Genomic DNA, 25474 nt, shown 5'->3' with positions numbered 1-25474 from the left:
TTCCGGTTTGGTTTTCCACAGAATATCGGGCACACTGCATACAGTCATTTCTTTGTTTTTAAGAGGCAAACTGCATGTTTACCGGTATTGTTCAGGGCACCGCGCCAGTGGTGTCGATTGAAGAAAAATCCAACTTTCGTACTCACGTTATTCAACTCCCACCCGACCTACTGCCAGGGCTTACGCCCGGTGCATCAGTGGCGCACAATGGCTGCTGCCTGACGGTAACGGCAATTGATGGCGATCGCGTCAGTTTTGATCTCATGAAAGAAACGCTGCGGCTAACAAATCTGGGCGATATTCATGAAGGTGATGTCGTGAATATTGAGCGAGCCGCGAAATTTGGCGATGAGATCGGCGGGCACGTCATGTCGGGACATATTATGTGTACGGCAGAAGTGGTCAAGATTCAGATTTCAGAAAACAATCATCAGATTTGGTTCCGCCTGGCAGATGAAGCGCTGATGAAATACGTGCTGCATAAAGGCTTCGTCGGGATTGATGGCATTAGTCTGACTGTTGGAGAAGTGACCCGCGGACGTTTCTGCGTGCATTTAATTCCAGAAACGTTGAACCGCACAACGCTGGGACAGAAACGACTGGGGAATCGCATCAATATTGAAATCGACCCGCAAACGCAGGCCGTGGTCGACACGGTAGAACGCGTGTTAGCCAGCAAGCAGGCGAACGAGCTCGTCAACGAAGAGTAATCCCTGCGTTGCCTCTTTTTGTAAACCGGATGAACAATATCATCCGGTTTTCTCGTTTCTCTCAGCGTGAAACGCGTAATCCACCATCAATCCCATTGATACTGAATACGATCTGCCAGAGCTGAAGCTCTCTGGCTCTGAACGTTCCTGCACACGCGTTCAGATAGTAGCTAAACATCCGACGAAAGCGGGCGGTATAGCGTGTAGAAAGCTGGGGCCACCCTTGCTGAAAGCGCGTATGCCACGCCATTAATGTGCGATCGTAATCGGCGCCGAAGTTGTGCCAGTCTTCCATTACCATGTAAGGCTCACTCGCCTGCGCGATATGCTGTATGGATGGAATGCAGCCGTTGGGGAATATGTATTTGTGAATCCAGGGATCAATGTGCGGGTTGGTCTTATTGGCACCGATAGTATGTAGCAGGAAGAGTCCATCGGGCTTAAGATTGCGTTTTGCCATGCGAAAGTAAGTGTCATAGTTACGCGGGCCGACGTGTTCAAACATGCCAACAGAGGCGATCCTATCGAATTGCTGGTTCAGATCGCGGTAGTCTTGTAGCGCAATGGTGACGTCAAGATCCTGACAGCGCTGTTGCGCCAGCATCTGCTGTTCTCTGGAAATGGTGATGCCGTAAACGGAGACACCGTAGCGCCGCGCCGCGAACTCAGCAAGCCCGCCCCAGCCGCAGCCGATATCCAGCAGCGTCATCCCTGATTTTAGCTGGAGTTTTTCGCAAATCATGGTGAGTTTGTTTTCCTGCGCCTGTTCCAGCGTGTGTGCCTGTTTCCAATAAGCGCAGGAATATTGCATGTAGGGATCCAGCATCAGGGTAAAGAGGTCATTACCTAAATCGTAATGTGCTTTGCCGACAACCTGAGCGCGTCTGCGGGACTGCAAATTAGTGACGCGGGAAATGGCGACTCGTGTAAGATCGTGCAGGCGGCGAGGTAACGTATTTCCTAGTCCTGCGCGCAGGACACGATGGAAAAACATATCCAGCCGTTCACACTCCCACCATCCGTCCATATAGCTTTCACCTAATCCCAGCGAACCTTCTCGCAAGACGCGTTTAAAAAAGCGGGGATGGGTAACGTGGATATCAAAAGGGCGAGTACCGTTGATCGTGATATCTGCGGTGGCCAACATGTCCTGCATTATGTGGAACCAAGGCGCGGTATCGTGATCCCATTCTTCTGCATAAGGTAATCCCATCATGTCTCCTTAACTTTTCACGTATAAAAGTATCGTAAAACACCTGGACAGCACTTACTGCAGCCGACGTATCGGCTGTCACCAGAGAAAAATGAAGAAGAAATTTGCACGTAAACAGGAGCTCATTGGCAAAAAACACGGACCTGCTTACTGACGTGCGGCTATCGCTATTTTGGTTTTATCAGTGAAACTGAAACGCAGGGTTCAGTTTAGAGTTGCTCCAGCCAATATACAAGAAAATTGGCTGAAGCAAGCAGAGAGGGAAAGCGGGCAGGAATAGAAAAACCGTCTGTATTGCGTCGTCGAGGTTAGCGGCGATAATCGCGGAACGGGCCGTCGGCAACCGAACGGCGTTCAATCAGCGTCGGGTGAACTTCAATGACGTGCGCATCTTCCCGTTTACTAGTAATGCGATCCAGCAGCATAGAAAATGCGGATTGGCCCAGGCGTTCTTTCGGCTGGTGGATGGTGGTCAGTGCTGGCGTAAAGAAGCGCGCGTGGCGCACGTTATCATAGCCGATCACTGAAATATCCTGCGGTACGCGCAAACCCAGTTCGTCGGCTGCACAGATGGCACCCATCGCCATAATATCGCCACCACAGAATATGGCCGTAGGTCGCTGTTTCTGCGCGAGAATCTGATGCATGGCTTTATAGCCTGATTCCGGTTCGAAATCACCCTGAACAACCCATTCGTCGCGCACGGTGATATCGGCTTCCTTCAACGCTTTTAAAAAGCCGAGATAGCGTCCGCTGCCTGTGTTGCGCTCTTGAATGCCAGGGATGGCACCGATATCCCGATGGCCGCGTTCAATTAGATAGCGGCCTGCCATATAACCGCCTTCAAAGGCGTTATCGATAATCGTATCGGTGAAATCGTTGTGCATTTGTCCCCAATCCATAACGACCATTGGAATGCTGCGATAATCTTCCAGCATGCCCAATAGCTCCGGCGGGTATTCGGCGCACATCACCAACAGGCCATCGACGCGTTTTTGCGCCAACATGGAAAGATAGGCGCGCTGTTTACCGATGTCATTATGAGAATTACACAGCACCAGCGTGTAACCTTTGGCATAACAGCTGTTTTCGACTGCTTCAATGATCTCGGCGAAGTAGGGCGCTTCGCTGGATGTGGCCAGCAAGCCAATAGATTTAGTGTGATTAACTTTGAGGCTGCGAGCGACGGCGCTGGGCGAATAGTGCAATTCTTTGATTGCTGCCCTGACGGCTGCCTTGGTCTCTTCGGCGACGAAACGTGTTTTATTGATCACGTGCGATACGGTTGTGGTGGAAACGCCAGCACGTTTTGCCACGTCTTTAATCGTTGCCATCTAAAAATGACTCCTGAACTTACCTGTTACAGACGTAAGTATATTGTTAATCGTTTGCCTACGTTTAAAGTTCTTCTTCTAAGCTAAAAAACAGGATTTCAGAAGGAGAATGCCGAATGTTATACCGAAGGGGTCTGGGTTGACGTTTTTCGACTGATACGCAGCGCTTTCATAAACAGCGGATTGTGTCCGATTTATCATGAAAGTGAAAGGGCTAATTTATACTATTAGTGATGCATTCGTCCGAGATTTTTCGCTAGAATTATGAAAGAATCGTAATAACCCTATTATTTGTAGTTTTAACCACCTACGTGGGTTCTGCTGTGAATGGTGGTGTCTTTTTTTAGATGAAGTTTCAGATGAAACTTGTTCGCTAATAAGGAGTGGTTTATGGATACAAATCTGAAAATGTCTTTGCTGACAACCGTTGGTTCGTTGGCTGTGATCATCGCATTTAGCTTTATCGCGGTGCTGAATTAACCGATCGGTGCTTCCGCCGCTGGTTGGCATTCAGACACGTTTGTGGTGCATAAACGTGTCTGAATTATTTAGGGTATAACCGGTATAATCTGCTTAACGAATCGTCTGTGGCGTAACGACGCGACGCGCGCCAACGTAGTGCTCCTGCCAATAATCTTCACTCAACTTGCTGATACGAATATCTGAGCCTGTACGCGGCGACTGGATAAATTTCCCTTCTCCCAGATAAACCCCAACGTGATCGGCAGCGCCACGGTTATTGATGCGGAAGAAGACGAGATCGCCACTTTCCAGCTCGCTCTTTTTAATCGGCGCAGCATCACGCAGGTGGTACATTTCATTTGCGGTGCGCGGGATTTGTATCTTGACGACATCTTTATAGGCGTAATAAACCAGCCCGCTACAGTCAAATCCGGTAAAGGGAGATGAGCCGCCCCAGTGATAAGGTTTACCTATTTGGCTCATCAACTTATTCATTGCTGTTGTTTTGGCATGCTGATAGCGTTTTTTATGCGCCGCGCTGAGCGTCATTCCTTTTTCTGTAGGAGAAGGATTTTTATCCAACTTTCCTTTGAGGGCCGTCTTCTTTAACCCTGTTTTGACTCTGACCTGTGCAGTCGTCTGCTTTTCTTCTTCAGATTTCAGCTTTTTAAGGTTTTTCTTCACTAGCGCAGGAGTGCTGCTTTGCGTCCGTGACGGCTTTTTTTCTGTCGATTTGTTAGCTGTTCGGGGTTTGGTTTTATTGCTTACTGCGGTAGGTTCTGGTTTTTTGCTTTTGATCGGAGTCGGTGATTTAGCATTACCCTTTGTTTGACGGCTTTTCTTATTCGTTTCTTCAACGGCGCTTTTCTTCGGCGCCGAATGCGGGGTATGCGGCGCAGCCTGAACAAGGTTCAGGGATAGATTACTGAAAAATAATATAAAAAGAGTAATAAATAAGCGCATAATAAAAGTGACCGAACATAATCCTTAACTCGCTCAATCCCCACAGTATTCCTGAAAACGGCGTCATAAAAAAGTGGGCACGGTCGCTTTATTCATACAGAATAGTGAAAAAACGTTAATAGTTATTTTTTCGATTGATTTATCAGCACTTTCTGGCGTTGATTTCATCAATGATGCAAAGCGATAAGAGAAAATAACCCTACAAAAAATGGCGTTTTTTTGTAGCTAGTGGCATCGGTACAATATCATTGAGTCAATGTCGCTGTCGTAATACCTCTGACGGCGGCTCATGGCTAGCGTTTTGGACGTTAGCCATCCTATAGATTTAAGGAAGCAAGAAGATGACGACACCGACAATTGAAAAAATTCAGCGCCAAATTGCTGAAAACCCGATTCTGCTGTACATGAAAGGCTCCCCGAAATTGCCAAGCTGTGGTTTTTCCGCACAGACCGTTCAGGCATTGTCTTCATGTGGCGAACGCTTTGCTTATGTAGATATTTTACAGAACCCAGATATTCGAGCTGAGCTGCCAAAATATGCGAACTGGCCGACATTCCCACAGCTGTGGGTTGACGGCGAACTGGTTGGCGGCTGTGATATCGTGGTTGAAATGTTTCAGCGCGGTGAACTGCAGCAGTTGATCAAAGAAACGGCAGACAAATACAAAGCACAGCAGGCCGATCAAGAGTAATAGCTTTTATCAACATAATGACGATACGAAACGTCGTTATGCTGCGAGTGTTAATCTTTCCAGCGGGTGCCTTATGGCACCCGTTTTTTGATCTCGATCTTTCCCGTCGTCTCAGTCTTCGGCTGATGTGTCTTCCAGCGAACTTTCTTCCAGCGCAAGCGGCCATCCGCCCAGACGTTTCCAGCGGTTAACCAACTCACAGAACAATAATGCGGTCTGATTAGTGTCATACAGCGCGGAGTGCGCCTGACTGGAGTCAAACGCAATACCAGCGGTAATACAGGCTTTAGCAAGAACCGTTTGGCCTAAAACCAGCCCGCTGAGTGCTGCGGTATCGAAGGTAGCGAAAGGGTGAAACGGGTTACGCTTCAGGCTACAGCGCTCCGCTGCTGCTGCCATAAAGCTGTGATCGAACGTGGCATTATGCGCCACGATAATCGCACGGTTACAGCCTCGATCTTTGATCCCTTTACGCACGACTTTGAAAATTTCATGCAACGCATCGTATTCGCTTACCGCGCCGCGAAGCGGGTTGGTGGGGTCAATACCGTTAAATGCCAGCGCGGCGGGTTCCAGAATTGCGCCTTCGAATGGCTCAACATGAAAATGTAGCGTTTCATCTGGCTGCAACCAACCGTCTTGATCCATTTTTAATGTTACCGCCGCGACTTCCAGCAAGGCATCGGTTTTCGCATTAAATCCGGCGGTTTCAACATCAATCACTACCGGGTAAAACCCACGAAAACGGCCGCTCAGGGCGTTCAGATCACTTTTATCAGCCATTTGTCTCTTAAATTGTTAGCAAAACGCAGCGCGCATTATTGCAAATTTTGGCTGGAGATGCAGCATGCCCGTTGCCATTTCACATGGCGGAAGTGGTAGAGGAGGAGAGAAGAACAGGTGCCGATGCAGCACCTGTATTGCGCAGGATATTAGTGGCCGATGCCGCTACCAGCGTGGGCATTTTCGATCAATTCGATTTTATAACCATCTGGATCCTCGATGAATGCGATAACGGTCGTGCCGCCTTTGACTGGGCCGGCCTCACGTGTCACATTGCCACCTGCCTTACGGATACGCTCACATGTTGCGGCAACATCATCAACGCCCAACGCGATATGACCATAGGCATTGCCCAGATCGTAGCTGTCGACGCCCCAATTGTAGGTCAGCTCGATAACCGCACCCTCGCTCTCTTCGGTATAACCGACGAAAGCTAGCGTGTATTTGTACTCGGTATTCTCGCTGGTGCGCAGTACGCGCATTCCCAAAATCTGGGTATAGAAATCAATAGAACGTTGTAAATCGCCAACACGCAGCATGGTGTGAAGTAAACGCATAGTGTCCTCGTTAAAAAGTGCAACAAAAGGGAAGTATAGCGTTGTGGCTCTGTTGAGTCCAAGCCGTTGGGTTGATGCTAAAAAGGCGACACTGCAGTGAGGTTTGTGTTAAAACGTACTATCAGGAGGGGTAAATAGCGCGCTGGGTCAGTTTTAGGCTACCTTGCGTGTAAAAAAAATCGTCAGTTATTACAATGGTTACCTAATTATTTTCATTGTGACTGTCCGTTTGGGCTTGCCAGCAGTAAAGAACAGGGCTTCAATAAATAGAGTTGTAGCAGGAGGTGTTGTGCCAGAGCAACTTGAACTCTTTGTTGTCCCTAATCCATGCCGTGGTATTTGTCAGACGGATGAGCGCGGATATTGTCGCGGTTGCTTTCGCAATCGTAATGAGCGCTTTAGTTGGGGCCAAATGAGTGATGCGCAGAAACAGGATGTGCTGCGTTTGTGTCGGCAGAGAATGAAACGGTTACAGCGTTCAGAGAAAGCCGATGCGTTAGCAGAGTCCCATCAGCCATCGTTGTTTTAAGTCTTCTTGTCTTAGATGATCTATTTACGTGAAATTTTGTTTAAGCAACGCAGAAGCGTCCGATTGAATAAAATAAGGCTAAGATCATTTTTAAAATATTTTTATTTGATAGAATCCACTTCCGTTAAGGTTCTATTTTTTACGATAACAAAATCGTTTTTTATTCTTATAAATCAGAGTTGATTGCAATCCAGGGATATAACTTAGTGTGCTAACAATAAGGAAAGGTGATGGAATTGCCATTAGGATCTGATTTAGCCCGTCTGGTGCGCGTGTGGCGTGCGCTGGTCGATCATCGATTAAAACCACTTGAACTGACCCAGACGCATTGGGTCACGTTGCATAACATATACCATTTACCCCCTGGCCAGTCGCAGATTCAACTAGCCAAAGCAATAGGTATTGAGCAACCCTCATTAGTCCGAACATTGGATCAGCTTGAGGAGAAGGGGTTAATCACTCGCCACGTTTGTGCGCACGATCGCCGAGCAAAACGTATTATGCTGACCGAATCAGCAGAACCGATAATACAGGCAGTCGATGGGGTAATTAGTCATACACGTAGTGAAGTGTTATTTGGTATTACGCCGGAGCAGGTTGATGAATTAGCGCTGCTGGTTGCGCGTCTTGAGAAAAATATATTGGCATTACATGAGAATCAAGCGTAGCTAAATTTGGGTTACGCAAAGGGAGAATTAAATCCCGGCAAGATTACCGATACCTGCTATTGGTTATTTATTCCGGGAGTTGATTATTCGTTGTGACGAGCGCCACAGATAGCGGCGATCGTCACACAACAATTAGCGTGGAGAGACGGTGATACTGCGGCCATTGCTGGCCATAGCAACGCGTTGACCTGCGCTGAATTTCGTATCGCCTTGTTTTTGCACCACCATAATGGTACTGCCGTCATCACGGCGGATTTCCAGCTCTACGCCCTGTGTACGATTCAGTGCACCCGTTGCGCTTTGACCCGCTACACCACCTGCCACTGCACCCGCCGCTGTCGCTAGACTACGACCAGACCCGCCGCCGATAGTGTTGCCCAGGAAACCACCCAATACAGCACCGCCCAGAGCGCCGATAACGTTAGAATCTTCTCCTGCCTGAATCTGAACCGGACGCATAGAAACGATGGTACCGTAAGTCACGGTCTGCACCTGTTTAGCTTCGGATGCACTGTACACATCACCGGAAAGCGTACTGGTATTAGCACAACCAGCCAGCGTGATACCAGCAAGGGTAACCACAAGCAAACGCTTCATCATAATACAAACTCCTTAATAGCGAATATGTCGGGCTGGCTCAGCCTCGGCCGACGCAGTGTTATACCAATAAATTATGGTCTGGCTCAGTGTAGCATGCCACTCTTTTTACTCTTTTTTGCAGAATATAATAGTGCGCTTAAATTGCGTATAAACAGAGGGGTAAATAACACGAGAAAGGGCTTTTTTTGTAGCAAATATTATCAAAAAACTACTTTTGGTTAAAACCTAACCCGTGTGGCAAAAAACACAAAAAATTTAATAATTCAGCGTGTTAACGTGCTATTTTTATTCTCGACATAACGGTTGTTATCGATGTTCTCTTTTTATTCCATAGAGGCAAAGGCTACATAATGAGATCAGGCAGATATATTGGCGTGATGTCCGGCACCAGTCTTGATGGTGTGGATGTCGTGCTAGCCGCGATTGACGAACATACAGTGGCTCAGCAGGCCCGCTACTGCCACCCGATACCGCAGGATATCAAAATGGCTATCTTGGGGATGTGTCAGGGGCAGGCGGTGACGTTGTCAGCGCTGGGCCAGTTGGATACGCGTCTGGGAATCTTGTTTGCCGAAGCAGTGCTGACGCTGCTTAAAGAGACGGGCCTGAGGGCGCAGGGTATTACTGCGATTGGCTGCCATGGGCAGACGGTCTGGCATGAGCCCACGGGCGAAGCACCCTGTACGTTGCAGATAGGTGATAACAACCGCGTTGCCGCCTTGACTGGCATCACGACCATAGGGGATTTTCGACGCCGCGATTTGGCTTATGGCGGGCAGGGTGCTCCGCTGGTGCCATCATTCCATCACGCGTTACTATTGCACCCCGTTGAGCGCCGTATCGTGCTTAACATCGGGGGAATCGCCAATTTGTCGCTGCTGGTGCCGGGGGCGCCTGTGCGCGGCTACGATACCGGGCCTGGGAATATGCTGCTGGATGCTTGGATCTGGCGGCACTGCGCGCAACCGTATGATAAAGACGCCCTGTGGGCGATAAACGGACAGGCGAACCCGTTACTGCTGCGCCGGATGTTGACCGATCCTTACTTTGCGTTACGAGCACCGAAAAGCACCGGACGTGAGTATTTCAACCTGGGCTGGCTCGAAAGAATGTTGGCTGGCTTGCCGCCGATAGCGCCGCAGGATGTTCAGGCGACGCTGGTTGAGTTAACGGCCATAAGCATCGCCGACCAAGTGCTGCTGGTCGGTGGATGTGAACGCTTATTAGTTTGTGGCGGTGGTGCGCATAATCCACTCATCATGGCGCGTCTCTCGGCCCTGCTGCCGGGCATCGAAGTCAGCACGACCGATGAGTGTGGCGTGAACGGCGATGATATGGAAGCGCTGGCATTTGCCTGGCTGGCGTCGCGTACGCTATCGGGATTGCCGGGTAATCTGCCGTCTGTCACGGGAGCGAGTCAGGAAACGGTGTTAGGTGCGATTTATCCGGTTAACGTGGATTAATCAGATTTTGCCGAGAGGTTCATCGTTATCCTCTTGTTAAACTTGAATGAGCGGCAGCGTGAGTTGCCGCCATTGACAAGAATAACAGGAGAAAAAAATGAAACGATTGCTGACAGGGGCAGCGCTGATTCTGCTGAGCGGATGCAGCTATTTTGGTCATAAACAGACAGTGGAAACGCTGCATTATCAATGTGGCACGATGCCACTAACCGTTACGCTACAGCAGGGGAGGGAAGCGCCTTCGCAGGTGAGTTTCCTACTGGACGGTGAACGTCTCATCCTGCCCCAAGTGGTGTCCGCTTCTGGTGTCAGATATAGCAATGATACCTACACATTCTGGAGTAAAGGCGATCGTGCATTTATCCAGCGGGGTGAACGGGTTATCGTCGATGATTGTGTGCTGGCAACGATGTAACTGACGCCGCACGGTTGCAGTGTTACTGCTGATTGCGATTTTTCGGGTACGGGAGCAGAATGGGATTTTCCCCGCTTCTGGCCCGACATTGCGACAGCAGGATATTATGACTCAGGAACGCTCCCCCTCTGACGGTACTCCTCTTATTCAACCAGCCGATATCGCCGACATCCGCCGTGAATACACTCGTGGTGGGCTTCGTCGTGGTGATCTTCCCGCTAACCCGCTGGACTTGTTCGAACGCTGGCTGAAACAAGCCTGTGAAGCGAAACTGGCCGACCCTACCGCGATGTCTGTCGCGACCGTTGATGAGCGTGGCCAGCCATATCAGCGTATCGTTCTGCTTAAACACTATGATGAGAAAGGCATGGTGTTTTATACCAATATGGGCAGCCGCAAAGCGCATCATCTGGAAAACAATCCACGTATCAGCCTGCTGTTCCCTTGGCATGTGCTGGAACGGCAAGTGATGGTGCTGGGGCGCGTAGAGAAGCTGCCGGCGCTTGAGGTGTTGAAATATTTCCACAGTCGCCCGAAAGACAGTCAAATCGGCGCATGGGTATCAAAACAGTCCAGCAGAATCTCAGCTCGCGGGGTGCTGGAAAGCAAGTTTTTGGAATTGAAGCAAAAATTTCAAAGCGGTGAGGTCCCCTTGCCGAGTTTCTGGGGAGGTTTCCGCGTCGTTATCGATTCTGTCGAATTTTGGCAGGGCGGTGAACACCGTCTGCATGACCGGTTTTTTTACCAGCGGCAGGAAGAGAGCTGGCAGATTGATCGTTTAGCGCCTTGATCGCGAAATATCCGTGTTAAACGCTGGCGCTCCTATCATCCGCACTTTATCCTATGAGGTTTCGCGTTGACTGGGCGTTGCGTAGCGATATGGCGTTCATGGCCTGTTGCGTAAGGTAATGCGGCAGCGAAATCATCATGTGACAGCAGACAGGTATGCTGTGCATCTCTCACGGCTTTGTGCGTAAACCCAAAGGGAACGTAACGGCTTTTTTTATAAAAATGGAGTTATCGATGGCGAGTAGTAACCTGATTAAACAATTGCAAGAGCGGGGCTTGATTGCCCAGGTGACGGATGAGGAAGCGTTAGCAGAGCGGCTGGCGCAAGGGCCAATTGCACTGTATTGCGGCTTCGATCCCACCGCTGACAGCTTGCATTTGGGGCATCTGGTGCCGCTGCTCTGCCTGAAGCGCTTCCAGCTGTCCGGCCACAAACCGGTTGCGCTGGTCGGCGGCGCTACGGGACTGATCGGTGACCCCAGTTTTAAAGCGACAGAGCGTAAGCTGAACACGTCTGAAACTGTGGGTGAGTGGGTAGAAAAAATCCGCCGTCAGGTCTCTCCGTTTCTGGATTTTGACTGCGGCAAAAACAGCGCGATTGCCGCCAATAATTATGACTGGTTTGGCAACATGAACGTGCTGGATTTTCTGCGTGATATCGGCAAGCATTTCTCCGTTAACCAGATGATTAGCAAAGAAGCCGTCAAACAGCGTTTAAACCGTGATGACGTCGGTATTTCGTTCACCGAGTTTTCTTACAACCTGTTGCAGGGATACGACTTTGCCTCGCTGAACAAGCAGCATGACGTCGAACTGCAAATCGGTGGTTCTGACCAGTGGGGCAACATCACGTCTGGTATCGATTTGACGCGCCGCATGAATCAGAAGCAGGTTTACGGCCTGACTGTTCCGTTGATCACCAAATCTGATGGCACGAAATTCGGTAAAACGGAAGGCGGCGCAATCTGGCTGGATGCCAGTAAGACCAGTCCTTACAAATTCTATCAGTTTTGGATCAACACGGCGGATGCCGATGTGTATCGTTTCCTGAAGTTCTTCACGTTCATGAGCCTCGAAAATATCGACGCGCTGGAAGAAGAAGACAAAAACAGCGGCAAAGCGCCGCGCGCTCAATACGTGCTGGCGGAAGATGTCACCCGTATGGTACATGGCGAAGCGGGTCTGGAAGCTGCTCGTCGTATTACACAAAGCCTGTTCTCTGGCGCGTTGCAGGATATGACGCAGGACGATTTTGCCCAACTGGCGCAAGATGGTATGCCTATCATCGAACTGGAAAACAGTGCTGATTTGCAACAGGCGCTGGTCAGCGCTGAGCTGGTGCCGTCACGTGGTCAAGCCCGCACGATGATCTCCTCGAATGCGGTAACGATTAATGGCGAAAAACAGGCCAATCCTGAATACATCTTCAGCGCTTCCGACCGTCTGTTTGATCGCTACACCTTGCTGCGTCGTGGTAAAAAGCATTACTGCCTGATCTGCTGGAAAGCATAATCATTACCGATAAGGGAGCGCGAGCTCCCTTTCTTCTTGTAAGTTGAGGCGCACAGGCGCTGGCAAGGATTTGAGTCATATCTAATGAAAAATATACTTTCCATCCAGTCACATGTCGTTTTTGGTCATGCCGGTAACAGTGCGGCAGAGTTTCCAATGCGTCGGATGGGCGCAAACGTTTGGCCACTGAATACAGTGCAGTTCTCGAACCATACCCAATACGGTCACTGGACAGGATGTGTGATGCCTGCCAGCCACTTAACTGAAGTGGTGCAGGGGATTGCGAACATCGACAAACTGAAGACCTGTAATGCGGTGCTGAGTGGTTATATCGGCTCTGCTGAGCAAGGGGAACATATTCTGGGTATTGTTCGGCAGGTAAAAGCCGCCAATCCTGATGCGTTATACTTCTGCGATCCGGTTATGGGTACGCCGGAGAAAGGCTGTATCGTCGCGCCCGGCGTGTCTGATTTCCACTGCCAGCAGTCGTTGTTAGCTGCCGACATTGTTGCACCGAATCTGCCTGAGCTGGAGCTGCTCGGTGGTCGTACCGTGCATAACGTGGCAGAAGCCGTGGAAACCGCGCGTGCGCTGTGTGAGAAAGGGCCAAAAATCGTTCTAGTGAAGCACCTTAGCCGAGCGGCTAGCCGCGAAGACAGCTTCGAAATGCTGCTGGTCACGCCGACGGATGCCTGGCACATCAGCCGCCCGCTGGTGGAATTTGAACGCCAGCCCGTAGGTGTGGGCGATTTGACCAGCGGATTACTGCTGGTCAACTTGCTGAAAGGTGTCGCGCTGGATAAAGCGCTGGAGCATACGACGGCGGCGGTGTATGAAGTCATGCTGGTAACGAAAGAGATGAATGAATATGAGCTGCAACTGGTTGCTGCTCAGGATGGTATTGCCAATCCGCGTCATCATTTCCAGGCTGTTCGCTTGTCGTGAAACGAATAACGCCCCGAAATTCGGGGCGTTATTGCATGTTATCCTTTCAACCTTTCAACTTTAAGCGCGGTAGTGACGGAAGGGCGCTCGGCGATGTGGTCGAGATAGGCCGCCAGTGCAGGGTAGCGGAACATATCCAGTTTTAACGACTGCGCCCAGCGCATAACGGTAAACAGATACGCATCGGCGATACTGAAGCGGTTGGCGACCAGATAGTTTTGTTCACTCAGTACTAGATTGATATAACGGAATTTGACCTGCAAATATTCAACTAACAGCTCTTTATACGTTTCTGGCGTGCCGGGACGGAAAATCGGCGTAAACGTTTTGTGCAGTTCGGCAGAAATGTAGTTCAGCCATTCAATCGTATGGTAGCGCGCCATACTTCCGGTAGGAGCAATAAGATTACAGTGCGGAACCAGATCGGCAATGTATTCGGCGATTGCGACCCCTTCAGTCAGGATTGAACCATCCTCTAACTCTAACGCTGGCACCATGCCCTTCGGGTTGATGAAGGTATAGTCGGTTCCACGCTCCGTTTTTTTCGTGCGCAGATTAACCTTCTCCAGCTTGAACTCCAATTTGGATTCGATCAAAACGATGTGTGTAAAAAGAGAACTGCTTTCAGCTTTGTAAAACAGTTTCATGAAAACCCCTTTCTATTATTATTTTTCCATCAACACATGCGCTGATGATTGTTGAATGACGACATGTCGTTTTTTTACAACAAAACGTAACGATAGAGTGTGAGGCTTCTTGCAAAATACTCCTTATGTATGACTGACGTATGAAATTTGGGCGATTTTGACGGAACAAAGTCAAATTTTGATGTGTTATCAGAGCTGCTTTAACTGAGGGATAAGCAAAATCCTGTAGCGCGTGACATTTCCGGGTTCAGTCCGTGTTGGAACGGCAATGCGACAGACTGTTCAGGGGGCTTCTGGGTTGGTGAAATCGCGATGTGCAGATGGAAGAGGCGATAGAACAGAGGAAATCGTTAAATAAAATAACATTGTCTATTTTTGAAGCAAATACACTTAAATTAACTGTGTGAGTGATGATTTTCGACGGGTGATTTATAGAGGTTAATTAATTTTTGCTAAATTTCTTGATAAGAAAAATTTCATTAGTGACACATTTCGTGTTTTTCATGATGTTGTCCATTTAGTTTATTTCTCCAAGGCCGGTGTTTAATGGATATTAAAAAATAGGAAGGGGTATGAAAGAAAACTGTTTCACTGCCACATTGATTAAACTACCCCTTTTTGTTGCGTGTAACAAAATAGGGGTAGTTATATTTAATAGTTTCCGTGGCGAGACCGCTTATCCGTGATAGAAAAATAAATAATATTCCTGAGTAATTATTATCATCACATCAAGACACAGACAACACGACGAAAAATAGGATAAACCGCAGGTGCTTACGATTGCGAGTCGGACGGCTAACTCTACTAACAATGTGTATTGTCTGAATCTATTCATTACCATGAGGTTACTATGAAAAAGAACAGGTTATTATTTTTTATAGCCTTGGCTATTATTCTCGGGATTATTGTCGGCGGGGTTTGTCATTCTCTATTGACTGCAAAAGAAGCAAAAGAGGTGGTGTCCTACTTTAATTTAGTGACCGATGTTTTTCTTCGTCTGATAAAAATGATCATTGCGCCATTGGTATTCGCAACATTGGTCTCTGGCCTTGCTAGCATGGGGAACTCTTCTTCCGTCGGCCGAATAGGGCTGAAAGCCATGGTGTGGTTTATTTGTTCTTCGCTGGTTTCCCTTTTTATTGGCATGCTGTTAGCCAATATCTTCGAACCCGGCGTCGGAATGAATCTCGCCATCCCAAGCACGCCAATACAGGTAGATACCGGCGTGAGTACCGGCGGATTTACACTGAAAAGCTTTATTGCCCATATATTTCCACGCAGCATCGTCGAAGCGATGGCGAATAACGAAATATTGCAAATCCTCGTTTTCTCCATGTTTTTCGGTTCCGCACTGGCTTTTGTGAAAGGTCAAAATAAACATGCCGTCACGATGGAGTCGATGATAGAAGAACTGGCGAAAGTGATGTTTCGGGTGACGGATTATGTCATGCGATTAGCACCTTTGGCGGTATTTTCCTCATTAGCGTCTTCTATTACGACCGAAGGCCTGGGGCTTCTTCTCGACTTTGGCAAAGTCATTGGTGAATTCTACCTTGGATTGGCGCTGTTATGGGGGCTGATGTTCGGTGCGGGTGCATTGTTCCTGGGTAAGAAAGCAACCTGGGGACTGCTCAAACTGCTGCGGGAGCCCAGTATGCTGGCATTTGCTACGGCAAGTAGCGAAGCGGCCTATCCGAAAACGATGGAGGCACTGAGCGAATTCGGTGTTCCTAAAAAAATCACCAGCTTCGTACTCCCATTGGGGTACTCTTTTAACCTTGTCGGGTCCATGATTTATCAGGCTTTTGCCATTCTGTTTATTGCGCAAGCATACAATATTCACCTAAGTTTGACGCAACAGACTTTGATTCTGCTGACACTGATGATCACGAGTAAAGGCATGGCGGGGGTAGCTCGCGCAGCGGTCGTGGTGGTGGCAGCCACATTGCCGATGTTCGGCTTACCCGAGGCAGGTATTTTGCTGATTATTGGTATCGATCAGTTCCTGGATATGGGCCGCACGGCGACCAATGTGATTGGTAACGGCATGGCGACAGCCGTTGTTGCCAAACTGGAGCAAAACCATGACCATTCCGACGAAGAAGTCCCTGTGATGGCAACCGGGAATATCTAAATTATCGTCAGATTAATACGCTGAAACAGGCGGCCTTCGGGCCGCTTTCTCGATTATTGTCTCCCTATTGTCTTCAGTATTCTCTGCTCGTTGACGTTGTTGTTTTTCATCCCCTTCGTGTTTACTCCGGCTTATCTTTTTTTAATAGCTGACGGCTATCGCTGCGTTCATATGGCATTGTTGCAAAAACGTTATTTTTTGTTTGTGTTATCTTTAAATAAGACCGCAAGCTCAGGCTGGTTATTCATTGATCGCCCGATGCAGAATAACGAATATGCCCTAAATAATTCGAGTTTCAGGAAGGCGGCAAGAGAAGGCATCCCGATGAGCTTACTCAAGTAAGTGATTCGGGTGACTAAACGCAGCCAACGAACATGCAACTTGAAGTATGACGGGTATAGCAAGTTAATTTGGGAGGAAGCATGTCATCACACCTTCGCGACACTTGTCTGGACACACTGACGGTTCGACAGCAGATTTACCATTACTACAGCCTGCCGAAGGCGGCGAAAACGCTTGGCAATATCGATAAATTACCGAAGTCACTCAAGGTATTGCTGGAAAATTTATTGCGTCATCAGGACGGCGACACGGTCGAGCAGGACGATCTTCAGGCGGTCGTGGACTGGCTGAAAATCGGTCACGCCGATCGGGAAATCGCCTATCGGCCAGCGCGCGTACTGATGCAGGACTTTACCGGCGTGCCCGCCGTGGTCGATCTGGCGGCGATGCGTGCAGCGGTGAAACGGTTGGGCGGCGATGTTAATAAGGTCAACCCGCTGTCGCCGGTCGATCTGGTTATTGACCACTCGGTTACGGTTGATCACTTCGGCGATCGTCAGGCGCTAGCGGATAACACGCAGTTGGAAATGGCGCGTAACCGTGAACGTTATGAGTTTTTGCGCTGGGGACAAAATGCCTTTAGCCACTTCAGCGTCGTGCCGCCGGGAACCGGGATCTGCCATCAGGTGAATCTGGAGTATCTCGCCAAGGCCATCTGGTACGAAAAACAGGGCGACAAACAGTTTGCCTACCCTGATACGCTGGTAGGAACCGATTCGCACACCACCATGATTAACGGTTTGGGCGTGCTCGGCTGGGGTGTCGGTGGGATAGAAGCAGAAGCCGCGATGTTGGGGCAACCTGTTTCGATGCTGATTCCCGATGTGGTTGGCGTCAAATTAAGCGGCAAAATGCAAGAAGGGATCACGGCAACCGATTTGGTTCTGACGGTAACGCAGATGCTGCGTAAACACGGCGTTGTCGGCAAATTTGTGGAATTTTACGGTGATGGGCTGGATTCTCTACCGTTGGCAGATCGCGCGACTATCGCCAACATGGCACCGGAATATGGTGCAACCTGTGGCTTTTTCCCTATCGATCACATCACGCTGGATTACATGCGGTTGACCAACCGCGCCGAAGAACAGATTGCACTGGTGGAAGCCTACAGTAAGCAACAGGGGCTGTGGCGCAATGCTGGAGATGAGCCGGTATTCACCAGCCAGCTAGCGCTGGATTTGGCAACGGTGGAAACCAGTCTGGCAGGGCCGAAACGCCCACAGGATCGCGTGCCTTTAGCGGGTGTGCCGGAAGCCTTTAAAGCCAGCCGGGAACTGGATGTCAGCTCGGTGAAGAACCGCTCTGACTATGAAGAGTTCACGTTGGAAGGTGAGACGCATCGCTTGCATCAGGGGGCGGTCGTGATCGCGGCGATCACCTCTTGTACTAATACCTCCAACCCTAGCGTGCTGATGACGGCTGGGCTACTGGCAAAAAATGCCGTAGAGCGTGGTCTTAAAACCAAGCCGTGGGTCAAAACCTCGTTGGCACCGGGCTCACGGGTCGTCACGGATTACTATGCTAAAGCGGAATTAACGCCATACCTCGACGAGTTGGGGTTCAATCTGGTGGGGTACGGCTGTACCACCTGTATCGGTAACTCCGGCCCGCTGCCGGATGCGATTGAAGCCGCGATAAAAGAAGGCGACTTGACGGTCGGCGCCGTGTTGTCAGGTAACCGTAACTTTGAAGGCCGTATTCATCCGCTGGTGAAGACTAACTGGCTGGCGTCACCGCCGCTGGTGGTCGCCTACGCGCTGGCGGGAAATATGAATGTCGATCTGACGCAACAACCGCTGGGTGAAGATCGTGACGGAAAAGCCGTTTATCTGAAAGACATCTGGCCCTCGACGAAAGCGGTGGCGGACGCGGTATTGAATGTCAACGCTGGCATGTTCCACAAACAATATGCCGCAGTGTTTGAAGGTACGCAGGAGTGGCAAGATATCGAGGTCGACGATAATCCTACCTATCAGTGGCCGGAAGAATCGACCTATATTCGCCAGACGCCTTTCTTTCTGGATATGGGGAAAGAACCGGAGCCGGTTCAGGATATCCACAAGGCGCGCATTCTGGCGATGCTGGGCGATTCGGTTACAACCGACCACATCTCGCCAGCAGGCAACATCAAGCGTGATAGCCCTGCAGGGAAATATTTGCTGGAACGCGGCGTTGAAACCACGGAGTTCAACTCTTACGGTTCACGGCGGGGCAACCACGAAGTGATGATGCGCGGGACGTTTGCCAACATCCGTATCCGTAATGAAATGGTGCCGGGTAAAGAGGGCGGTTATACCCGTCACATTCCGTCGCAGAATGAGATGACGATCTATGACGCGGCAATGCGCTACAAGGAAGAAGGTGTCTCACTGGCGCTGTTTGCTGGGAAAGAGTACGGTTCGGGTTCTAGCCGAGACTGGGCCGCGAAAGGCCCACGTTTGCTGGGTGTTCGCGTGGTGATCGCCGAATCGTTCGAGCGTATTCACCGCTCTAACCTGATTGGGATGGGGATTCTGCCGCTGGAATTTCCCGACGGTGTGACGCGTAAAACGCTGCAATTAACCGGGGATGAGCAGATTTCGATTACGGGATTAAATCAACTGGCACCTGGCGCCACGGTTGAGGTAAATATCACTGATGCTGATGGTAATACGCAGGTGATCAACACCCGCTGCCGTATCGACACCCGTAATGAACTGACCTATTACCAGAACGACGGCATCCTTCATTACGTTATCCGTAATATGTTGTAATTTTATATGCAGCCACCACGAGCAGAAAATCTGCTCGTGGTGCTTCGTCTATCGTTCGATATCTCTTGTCTATATGCCTGAAAAATCGGACATCAATAATAAGCGGCTTCATCTTCCCTAAGCGGTTCGCTCCGAACACTACCGTTGGTAATCGCTATCGCAGACACGACGCTTCTTCGCAAATCACTGTGCTTTTTCGATTGCAGGATATACCTGACGACATATGTCCTGTCGTCTAAAAAGCGGTAAAAGGAAGGGGGAATACACAATTCTCCCTGTGTAACGATAACTCTGGGATTTTCATACAGCACCCATTCCTGTGGTGGCGCGAGCCTTGTACTAATCACAATAAGAGTGGGTTGGTAATCCACAGGTTTATTAACTGAAAAACAGATATCACCTTTAACTTGCCTGACAGATGTCAATTCATCTGGCTGCAATCGGTCACCTGAACCGGGGCAGCCAACAAGAATAAAGGCGCTAAATAAAAGCAAATATGCAGGCAATCTTGCAATAAATGTCATCGTTAATTCCAGGGAAAGAATTGCATGGTTTTTTGATAGTGTTGACGTATTACAGCCTCAGAAGTATCGCCATCAAGGGTAACATCTCCTCGCGTTCTCAACATTTTCCACGCTTGATGACCGTAAGTTTTTAAAATGAAATAGTCAGCGATTATCTGTGCCTGTTGTTCCATTGAGTAGGATCGTAATGTGCGGTTACCAAACTGGTAGCGATAACTGACAGCCCAGCTTACTAAACCTCTAAATATGACATTCATACCTCGCTCACGCTGCCAGACATGGCTCATTTCATGAATAAATAGGTGTTGGCTGGACATACTCGTGAGGGAGAAATCGTCGCTATACCATGCCCGAAAGTACAGTTCACCATTCGGGCTCATCGCCGTATTTTTATCTTGAAGGCTGAATGGAAGGTAACTGTCGTGATGAATCCAGACTTTGTGATAGTGAACAGAGTCGCCAAAAATAGATTTAGCCAGCCTTATTTCACCAGACGTAAGCAGTCGCAAACTTCCTTCTTTTTGATCATCCATAACAATCTCCATTTGTTACAGTCAGGTAGGTTTATAGCTTGGACTAGTGACCGTTAAAAATGAAGCGTTAATCCAGACAGAATAGCGTTCCCCTTTCTGGCGACGAAGAACGAGATATTCGTCTTAGTGCACCAGCGCACTTTTTCCCACATGAAATTCTCGTATCCTCCGGCAAATTGTGGTTATGTTGTATTGACGCTAACTACATGGGGAATAAGTAAAAATTATTGCCCAGCCATGCCCCGACGACAACGCCAACGCAGTTTGAAGAATGACGGGGATATAACAGGAGGTTATATGAATGCTGTAATCAAAAAACGTTTTAAACACTCGCTGCTGCTTACACTATGTGCGGCGGGATCAATGACATCGGTTTTTGCGGCACAGGTTCCTGCTGGCACGTCGCTGGCGGAGAAACAAGAGCTGGTGCGAGGCAATGGTTCAGAGCCTGCATCGTTAGATCCGCATAAGGTAGAAAGCGATGTAGAAGGCCATATTATCAACGACTTCTTCGATAATCTGGTGCGCGTGGGCGATGACGGCACTATCCAGCCGCGACTGGCCGAGCGCTGGGATAATAAAGACAACACGGTGTGGACATTCCATCTGCGACCTGATGCTAAATGGTCCGATGGTTCACCGATTACTGCGGATGATGTCGTTTACAGTTGGCGACGCCTTGGCGATCCAAAAACGTTGTCGCCTTACGGCAGCTACATCGCCAGTATGTACGTGAAGAATTCGGCAGATATTATTGCTGGCAAAAAGGCGCCAGATACGTTGGGCATAAAAGCGCTGGATAGCCATACGGTTGAAGTTACGCTGGAACACCCGCTTTCCTATTTCCTGGAAATGTCGGCTTATCATGTTCTGGTGCCATTACCGAAAGCAGTCATTGAAAAGCATCCAGAAAGTTGGACACAGGTTGGGAATTTCGTCAGCAGTGGCCCTTATACGCTGAGCGAATGGGTGGTTAACGAACGCATCGTCGGTAAGCGCAATAGCCAGTATTGGGATGATGCGCATACCGTGATTAACAAAGTCACGTATCTGCCGATCAGCTCGCAGGCGGCGGAATTGAATCGTTATAAATCGGGCGAGATTGATATCACAGGGCTTTTATCACCGATTCAGTTTGCGTCGCTGCAAAAAGAGTACCCTCAGGAAGTGAAGGTTTCGCCGTTGTTGTCTACCTACTTTTATCGTTTCAATACGGGAAAAGCCCCTTTTGACGATTCACGCATTCGCCGCGCCTTAGACCTCAGCTTAGATAAAGCGGTCATCGCTGAAAAGGTGATGGGCATGGGCCAGACGCCCGCTTACAGTTTGATTCCCAAAAATGTAGGGGGATTTCAACGTAAAGATCCTGAGTGGGCAAGCTGGACACAGCAGCAGCGTAATGATGAGGCGAAGAAACTGTTGAAAGAGGCCGGATTTGATGAGAAACACCCGCTGAAACTCAATCTGCTTTATAACACTTCCGAGTCGCATCTACGCGTGGCGATTGCCGCCAGTTCAATGTGGAAGAAAAATCTTGGTCTGGAAGTGACGCTGCAAAATCAGGAATGGAAGACCATGCTGGATACCGTACGTACGGGTAATTTTGAAGTGGTCAGACAATCTTGGACAGGGGATTACAATGAAGCAAGTACGTTCTTGAATACTCTGGAAACCAACGACAGCAACAACAACGGTAAATTTAGTAATACGCAGTATGATGCGTTGCTGAAAAAGGCGCTGACGGTCAAAGATAAGAGTGAGAAAGAGGCAATTTATCAACAGGCCTCGGATATTTTAGATAACGACACTCCATTATTACCCATCTACTATTATGTTCAGCCGCAGATGGTTAAGACGTATATCGGTGGTTTTTCGCCCAATGTTCGCGGCGATTATTACACGCAAGATATGTACATCCTCAAGCACTAATCTAAACAAATCAGCCGGTGAAAAACCGGCTGTAGGCATTGAAGCAAGCGATCCCAAAGCGATACGTGGGAACGTTATTTCATATCCAGTATGTGCCCCATTTTGGCGGCTTTGGTTGCCAGATAGTGCTCATTCTTCGGGTTACGTCCGACGATTAATGGCACACGTTCGACGATATTGATGCCTGCTTCGTTGAGGATTTTCACTTTCTGTGGATTATTAGTCAACAGGCGAACTTCATCAACGTCCAGCAATTTGAACATATCTGCACACAGCGTAAAATCGCGCTCATCGGCGGCGAACCCAAGCTGATGATTCGCTTCTACCGTATCTGCCCCCAGATCCTGCAACGCATAAGCGCGGATTTTATTGAGCAACCCGATATTACGGCCTTCCTGACGATGGTATAACAGCACGCCGCGACCTTCTTCGGCGATGTGGCCTAATGCAGCCTCAAGCTGGAAACCACAGTCGCAGCGCAGGCTAAACAGGGCATCCCCCGTCAGGCACTCGGAATGCACGCGAGCCAGTACAGGAACTGAACCGGAAATATCACCATAGACGAGTGCAAGGTGATCGTGACCCGTGGCGATCTCTTCAAAACCCACCATCAGAAAATCGCCCCACGGAGTGGGTAATTTGGCTTCCGCCACCCGTTTTAGCTGCATACTTTTCTCCAAAAAAGCCGTGTCCAAAAAAGCTGTGTCCAAAAAAGTGCTGAGGCGAATCCTACTGCGACCTATCGCGCTTGACCAGCAAAAAAGCCTGTCTAAGAACGTCACAAAAATTGAATTAGAATGTGCCCTGACCGCGGTTTGGTTTCAGGTTCGTTGACAGAACTGAGCGCTATTTTACGCCATACTGACAGTTCATGTCGGATTTTCTGATAGAATTGTGAAAGTTTTGTTGCAAAGCATCATACTGAATTATGGGAAGAAATTATGTACGAAATTGCCAAACGAACAACCATTGGCGCTGTGCTATTACTGATTATGCCAATGATTATCTGGATGAGCGGCTGGCAGTGGCAACCGGAGTATGACGGGCTCTGGCTGCGCGTACTCTTTTGGATCACCGAGACGGTGACATCGCCATGGGGCATTCTGACCAGCATCGTATTGAGCATTTGGTTTCTTTGGTGTCTGCGTTTTCGTCTGAGGCCTGCTCTCGGCCTGTTGGTCATTATGGCGATTACGGTGCTGATTGGACAGGGCATCAAATCGGTGATTAAAGAGTGGGTACAGGAATCTCGTCCCTATGTCGTCTGGCTGGAGAAAAATCATCAGGTGGATGACAGCTATTTCTACTCGTTGCCGCGCAAGGAACGTTCGGAGCTGGTTAAAACGCAATTGCAGGATCAAGCGCAGATTCCACAGTGGCTACGCAGCCACTGGCAGTTTGAAACCGGTTTTGCTTTCCCTTCCGGGCACACCATGTTTGCCGCGACCTGGGCGCTGCTGGGCGTCGGGTTACTGTGGGCACGTCGGCATTATAAAACGGTAGTGATCCTGATGCTCTGGGCCAACGGCGTCATGGGCAGCCGTCTGGTGCTTGGCATGCATTGGCCGCAGGATCTGGTGGTGGCGACGTTAATCAGCTGGCTGCTGGTTGTCGTTGCCAGTTGGTTAGCACAGCGCTGGTGTGGCCCACTGTCGCTCCAGCATGAAGAGATTAAAGAACAGGCGGAAGAAGATGCCGCTGAGAATAAATCCTCGTAGCCCTCTAGAGTGAGTTATCGCTGTAGTTCGTATCCTGCGGATGACATCGGTCATCCGCATTTTTATGACGGACTTCCTTGTCCGTCACCCTGCAGGCCGTTGCTGACGCAACGTTAAAAATTTCTCCCTCGTTTCTGTTTCTTCCTCATCCCCACCGTTATCTCCTCGCGCAAAATGTAAACAATTTGTGAGCTGCTTCGCTATTCCTGTTTTTGCTGTTGGACAATTTTTCGGTTGGTTGTAAAACTTCATTTGAATGTTAATTCAATATTGAATATATATTCAAATAGGAGAATAACAATGAAACCTTACCGTCTGAAATCCTCCCTGCTGGCTATCATGTTTTCCCTCTCTGCGGGCACGTTCGCCGCAGATAACGGCCTGATCGCCATTATTACCCCTTCACACGATAATCCGTTTTTTAAAGCGGAAGCCGAAGGTGCCAGAACCAAAGCCGCCGAGCTGGGCTACACCACGCTGGTGGCCTCGCACGACGATGATGTTAGTAAGCAAAATCAACTGATTGAAACTGCTATTGCCCGTAAGGCGAAAGCCATCATTCTGGATAATGCCGGGGCTGATGCCACCATTGGACCGCTGAAGAAGGCGAAAGCCGCTGGCATTCCCGCGTTCCTGATTGACCGTGAAATCAATGAAACCGGCGTGGCCGTGGCGCAGATCGTTTCCAATAACTATCAGGGCGCGCAGCTCGGCGCGGAGAAATTCGTTGCACTGATGGGCCAGAAAGGCAAGTACGTTGAACTGATTGGTCGTGAGTCGGACACCAATGCGCACGTTCGTTCGCAGGGCTACCACGATGTGATCGATCAATACAGCGACATGAAGCGGGTTGCCAGACAAACGGCGAACTGGAGCCAGACGGAAGCGTTTACCCGTATGGAAGCCATCTTGCAGGCGAACCCCGATATCACTGGCGTGATTTCCGGCAACGACACCATGGCGCTAGGCGCAGAAGCGGCGCTGAAAGCGGCGGGGCGTCACGATGTGATTGTGGTGGGCTTTGACGGCAGCGACTACGTGCGCGATTCCATCATCAATAAAGGCAATATTAAAGCCACGGTACTGCAACCCGGCTGGCAACAGGCGCAGATGGCGGTCGAACAGGCCGATTACTACCTGAAGAACGGCAAGGCGCAGCTTGATGAAAAACAGCTGATGGACTGCATTCTGATCGATGAGTCTAACGCGAACAAACTCAACACCTTTGCGTTGAAACCGTAATCGAGGCAGCGGGCGCG

25 protein-coding genes are annotated in these 25474 nt (G+C 49.3%); 15 read left to right on the top strand and 10 right to left on the bottom strand.

The features are described from left to right. The first annotated feature begins 74 nt into the window (after positions 1-74). Positions 75-710: a riboflavin synthase gene (locus DCX48_04155; GenBank protein ID QXE13769.1), complete on the top strand. Its 636-nt coding sequence runs from the start codon at positions 75-77 to the stop codon at positions 708-710. Between the two features lie 61 nt (positions 711-771). Here the strand turns inward: DCX48_04155 and DCX48_04150 are convergent, their stop codons facing one another. Both DCX48_04150 and purR read right to left on the bottom strand, forming a co-directional pair. Continuing rightward, positions 772-1923 carry a cyclopropane fatty acyl phospholipid synthase gene (locus DCX48_04150; protein QXE17144.1) on the bottom strand — a complete coding sequence of 384 codons (1152 nt, stop codon included), beginning with the start codon at positions 1921-1923 and terminating at the stop codon, positions 772-774. Between the two features lie 308 nt (positions 1924-2231). After that, on the bottom strand, positions 2232-3257 hold the full coding sequence (gene purR, locus DCX48_04145; protein ID QXE13768.1) for an HTH-type transcriptional repressor PurR: 1026 nt from the start codon (positions 3255-3257) through the stop codon (positions 2232-2234). 390 nt (positions 3258-3647) lie between these two features. On the opposite strand from purR, the gene ynhF reads away from it, so the two are divergent. After that, positions 3648-3737, top strand: a complete 90-nt coding sequence (gene ynhF / locus DCX48_04140; GenBank protein QXE13767.1) for a YnhF family membrane protein — start codon at positions 3648-3650, stop codon at positions 3735-3737. A gap of 93 nt (positions 3738-3830) precedes the next feature. Here ynhF and DCX48_04135 read toward each other — a convergent pair whose 3' ends face one another. Beyond that, positions 3831-4682: a peptidoglycan endopeptidase gene (locus DCX48_04135; GenBank protein QXE13766.1), complete on the bottom strand. Its 852-nt coding sequence runs from the start codon at positions 4680-4682 to the stop codon at positions 3831-3833. A gap of 341 nt (positions 4683-5023) precedes the next feature. On the opposite strand from DCX48_04135, the gene DCX48_04130 reads away from it, so the two are divergent. Then, on the top strand, positions 5024-5374 hold the full coding sequence (locus tag DCX48_04130; protein ID QXE13765.1) for a Grx4 family monothiol glutaredoxin: 351 nt from the start codon (positions 5024-5026) through the stop codon (positions 5372-5374). 111 nt (positions 5375-5485) lie between these two features. Here the strand turns inward: DCX48_04130 and DCX48_04125 are convergent, their stop codons facing one another. Both DCX48_04125 and gloA read right to left on the bottom strand, forming a co-directional pair. Next, positions 5486-6157 carry a ribonuclease T gene (locus tag DCX48_04125; GenBank protein QXE13764.1) on the bottom strand — a complete coding sequence of 224 codons (672 nt, stop codon included), beginning with the start codon at positions 6155-6157 and terminating at the stop codon, positions 5486-5488. A 149-nt stretch (positions 6158-6306) separates the two neighbouring features. Next, positions 6307-6714, bottom strand: a complete 408-nt coding sequence (gloA, locus tag DCX48_04120; protein ID QXE13763.1) for a lactoylglutathione lyase — start codon at positions 6712-6714, stop codon at positions 6307-6309. 289 nt (positions 6715-7003) lie between these two features. Here gloA and DCX48_04115 point away from each other — a divergent pair, with 289 nt between their 5' ends. Further along, positions 7004-7243: a DUF1289 domain-containing protein gene (locus tag DCX48_04115; GenBank protein ID QXE13762.1), complete on the top strand. Its 240-nt coding sequence runs from the start codon at positions 7004-7006 to the stop codon at positions 7241-7243. 230 nt (positions 7244-7473) lie between these two features. Next, a complete protein-coding gene (gene slyA / locus DCX48_04110) occupies positions 7474-7911 on the top strand; it encodes a transcriptional regulator SlyA (protein ID QXE13761.1) in 438 nt (145 codons plus the stop codon). Positions 7912-8043: 132 nt separating this feature from the next. Here the strand turns inward: slyA and DCX48_04105 are convergent, their stop codons facing one another. Beyond that, complete coding sequence (locus DCX48_04105) at positions 8044-8511, bottom strand: glycine zipper 2TM domain-containing protein (GenBank protein ID QXE13760.1); 468 nt, start codon at positions 8509-8511, stop codon at positions 8044-8046. 350 nt (positions 8512-8861) lie between these two features. On the opposite strand from DCX48_04105, the gene DCX48_04100 reads away from it, so the two are divergent. The 5 genes from DCX48_04100 to pdxY all read left to right on the top strand — a co-directional run bounded on the left by DCX48_04100 (position 8862) and on the right by pdxY (position 13635). Then, a complete protein-coding gene (locus tag DCX48_04100; GenBank protein ID QXE13759.1) occupies positions 8862-9974 on the top strand; it encodes an anhydro-N-acetylmuramic acid kinase in 1113 nt (370 codons plus the stop codon). Positions 9975-10071: 97 nt separating this feature from the next. Continuing rightward, on the top strand, positions 10072-10389 hold the full coding sequence (locus tag DCX48_04095; protein ID QXE13758.1) for a lysozyme inhibitor: 318 nt from the start codon (positions 10072-10074) through the stop codon (positions 10387-10389). A 106-nt stretch (positions 10390-10495) separates the two neighbouring features. Next, the gene (gene pdxH / locus DCX48_04090) at positions 10496-11179 is read left to right on the top strand and encodes a pyridoxamine 5'-phosphate oxidase (protein ID QXE17143.1); all 684 of its coding nucleotides are present in this window, start codon (positions 10496-10498) and stop codon (positions 11177-11179) included. A gap of 233 nt (positions 11180-11412) precedes the next feature. Next, a complete protein-coding gene (locus DCX48_04085; protein ID QXE13757.1) occupies positions 11413-12690 on the top strand; it encodes a tyrosine--tRNA ligase in 1278 nt (425 codons plus the stop codon). Positions 12691-12774: 84 nt separating this feature from the next. Then, positions 12775-13635 carry a pyridoxal kinase PdxY gene (pdxY, locus tag DCX48_04080; GenBank protein QXE13756.1) on the top strand — a complete coding sequence of 287 codons (861 nt, stop codon included), beginning with the start codon at positions 12775-12777 and terminating at the stop codon, positions 13633-13635. A 38-nt stretch (positions 13636-13673) separates the two neighbouring features. Here the strand turns inward: pdxY and gstA are convergent, their stop codons facing one another. After that, positions 13674-14282, bottom strand: a complete 609-nt coding sequence (gene gstA, locus DCX48_04075; GenBank protein QXE13755.1) for a glutathione transferase GstA — start codon at positions 14280-14282, stop codon at positions 13674-13676. Positions 14283-15132: 850 nt separating this feature from the next. Between gstA and DCX48_04070 the strand changes: the two genes are divergently transcribed. After that, positions 15133-16416 (top strand): dicarboxylate/amino acid:cation symporter, encoded by a 1284-nt coding sequence (locus DCX48_04070; GenBank protein ID QXE13754.1) that lies wholly within the window; start codon positions 15133-15135, stop codon positions 16414-16416. 422 nt (positions 16417-16838) lie between these two features. Continuing rightward, positions 16839-19511, top strand: coding sequence for an aconitate hydratase AcnA (gene acnA / locus DCX48_04065; protein QXE13753.1), 2673 nt, complete (start codon positions 16839-16841; stop codon positions 19509-19511). 92 nt (positions 19512-19603) lie between these two features. On the opposite strand, the gene DCX48_04060 is transcribed toward acnA, so the two are convergent. Together DCX48_04060 and DCX48_04055 are read right to left on the bottom strand one after the other, a co-directional pair. Next, positions 19604-20035: a hypothetical protein gene (locus DCX48_04060; GenBank protein ID QXE13752.1), complete on the bottom strand. Its 432-nt coding sequence runs from the start codon at positions 20033-20035 to the stop codon at positions 19604-19606. 2 nt (positions 20036-20037) lie between these two features. After that, complete coding sequence (locus DCX48_04055; GenBank protein ID QXE13751.1) at positions 20038-20568, bottom strand: type IV secretion protein Rhs; 531 nt, start codon at positions 20566-20568, stop codon at positions 20038-20040. A gap of 297 nt (positions 20569-20865) precedes the next feature. Between DCX48_04055 and DCX48_04050 the strand changes: the two genes are divergently transcribed. Next, positions 20866-22497, top strand: a complete 1632-nt coding sequence (locus DCX48_04050; GenBank protein ID QXE13750.1) for an oligopeptide ABC transporter substrate-binding protein OppA — start codon at positions 20866-20868, stop codon at positions 22495-22497. 74 nt (positions 22498-22571) lie between these two features. Here DCX48_04050 and ribA read toward each other — a convergent pair whose 3' ends face one another. Next, positions 22572-23165, bottom strand: a complete 594-nt coding sequence (gene ribA, locus DCX48_04045) for a GTP cyclohydrolase II (protein ID QXE13749.1) — start codon at positions 23163-23165, stop codon at positions 22572-22574. A gap of 273 nt (positions 23166-23438) precedes the next feature. Between ribA and DCX48_04040 the strand changes: the two genes are divergently transcribed. Both DCX48_04040 and DCX48_04035 read left to right on the top strand, forming a co-directional pair. Beyond that, positions 23439-24215 (top strand): phosphatidylglycerophosphatase B, encoded by a 777-nt coding sequence (locus DCX48_04040; protein ID QXE13748.1) that lies wholly within the window; start codon positions 23439-23441, stop codon positions 24213-24215. Between the two features lie 267 nt (positions 24216-24482). Next, positions 24483-25457 (top strand): D-ribose ABC transporter substrate-binding protein, encoded by a 975-nt coding sequence (locus DCX48_04035; protein ID QXE17142.1) that lies wholly within the window; start codon positions 24483-24485, stop codon positions 25455-25457. The last annotated feature ends 17 nt before the right edge of the window (positions 25458-25474 follow it).

It is taken from the genome of Pectobacterium atrosepticum (assembly GCA_019056595.1).
Taxonomy (GTDB): Bacteria; Pseudomonadota; Gammaproteobacteria; order Enterobacterales; family Enterobacteriaceae; genus Pectobacterium; species Pectobacterium atrosepticum.
Note: the sequence above shows the minus strand (reverse complement) of the source record. Positions and strands in the feature narration are given on the sequence as shown.

Excerpts from the sequence above, each read along its gene's own strand:
- DCX48_04155 (QXE13769.1), top strand. The coding sequence starts at position 75 with ATGTTTACCGGTATTGTTCAGGGCACCGCGCCAGTGGTGTCGATTGAA.
- DCX48_04150 (QXE17144.1), bottom strand. The coding sequence starts at position 1,923 with ATGGGATTACCTTATGCAGAAGAATGGGATCACGATACCGCGCCTTGG.
- purR (QXE13768.1), bottom strand. The coding sequence starts at position 3,257 with ATGGCAACGATTAAAGACGTGGCAAAACGTGCTGGCGTTTCCACCACA.
- ynhF (QXE13767.1), top strand. The coding sequence starts at position 3,648 with ATGGATACAAATCTGAAAATGTCTTTGCTGACAACCGTTGGTTCGTTG.
- DCX48_04135 (QXE13766.1), bottom strand. The coding sequence starts at position 4,682 with ATGCGCTTATTTATTACTCTTTTTATATTATTTTTCAGTAATCTATCC.
- DCX48_04130 (QXE13765.1), top strand. The coding sequence starts at position 5,024 with ATGACGACACCGACAATTGAAAAAATTCAGCGCCAAATTGCTGAAAAC.
- DCX48_04125 (QXE13764.1), bottom strand. The coding sequence starts at position 6,157 with ATGGCTGATAAAAGTGATCTGAACGCCCTGAGCGGCCGTTTTCGTGGG.
- gloA (QXE13763.1), bottom strand. The coding sequence starts at position 6,714 with ATGCGTTTACTTCACACCATGCTGCGTGTTGGCGATTTACAACGTTCT.
- slyA (QXE13761.1), top strand. The coding sequence starts at position 7,474 with ATGGAATTGCCATTAGGATCTGATTTAGCCCGTCTGGTGCGCGTGTGG.
- DCX48_04105 (QXE13760.1), bottom strand. The coding sequence starts at position 8,511 with ATGATGAAGCGTTTGCTTGTGGTTACCCTTGCTGGTATCACGCTGGCT.
- DCX48_04100 (QXE13759.1), top strand. The coding sequence starts at position 8,862 with ATGAGATCAGGCAGATATATTGGCGTGATGTCCGGCACCAGTCTTGAT.
- DCX48_04095 (QXE13758.1), top strand. The coding sequence starts at position 10,072 with ATGAAACGATTGCTGACAGGGGCAGCGCTGATTCTGCTGAGCGGATGC.
- pdxH (QXE17143.1), top strand. The coding sequence starts at position 10,496 with ATGACTCAGGAACGCTCCCCCTCTGACGGTACTCCTCTTATTCAACCA.
- DCX48_04085 (QXE13757.1), top strand. The coding sequence starts at position 11,413 with ATGGCGAGTAGTAACCTGATTAAACAATTGCAAGAGCGGGGCTTGATT.
- pdxY (QXE13756.1), top strand. The coding sequence starts at position 12,775 with ATGAAAAATATACTTTCCATCCAGTCACATGTCGTTTTTGGTCATGCC.
- gstA (QXE13755.1), bottom strand. The coding sequence starts at position 14,282 with ATGAAACTGTTTTACAAAGCTGAAAGCAGTTCTCTTTTTACACACATC.
- DCX48_04070 (QXE13754.1), top strand. The coding sequence starts at position 15,133 with ATGAAAAAGAACAGGTTATTATTTTTTATAGCCTTGGCTATTATTCTC.
- acnA (QXE13753.1), top strand. The coding sequence starts at position 16,839 with ATGTCATCACACCTTCGCGACACTTGTCTGGACACACTGACGGTTCGA.
- DCX48_04060 (QXE13752.1), bottom strand. The coding sequence starts at position 20,035 with ATGACATTTATTGCAAGATTGCCTGCATATTTGCTTTTATTTAGCGCC.
- DCX48_04055 (QXE13751.1), bottom strand. The coding sequence starts at position 20,568 with ATGGATGATCAAAAAGAAGGAAGTTTGCGACTGCTTACGTCTGGTGAA.
- DCX48_04050 (QXE13750.1), top strand. The coding sequence starts at position 20,866 with ATGAATGCTGTAATCAAAAAACGTTTTAAACACTCGCTGCTGCTTACA.
- ribA (QXE13749.1), bottom strand. The coding sequence starts at position 23,165 with ATGCAGCTAAAACGGGTGGCGGAAGCCAAATTACCCACTCCGTGGGGC.
- DCX48_04040 (QXE13748.1), top strand. The coding sequence starts at position 23,439 with ATGTACGAAATTGCCAAACGAACAACCATTGGCGCTGTGCTATTACTG.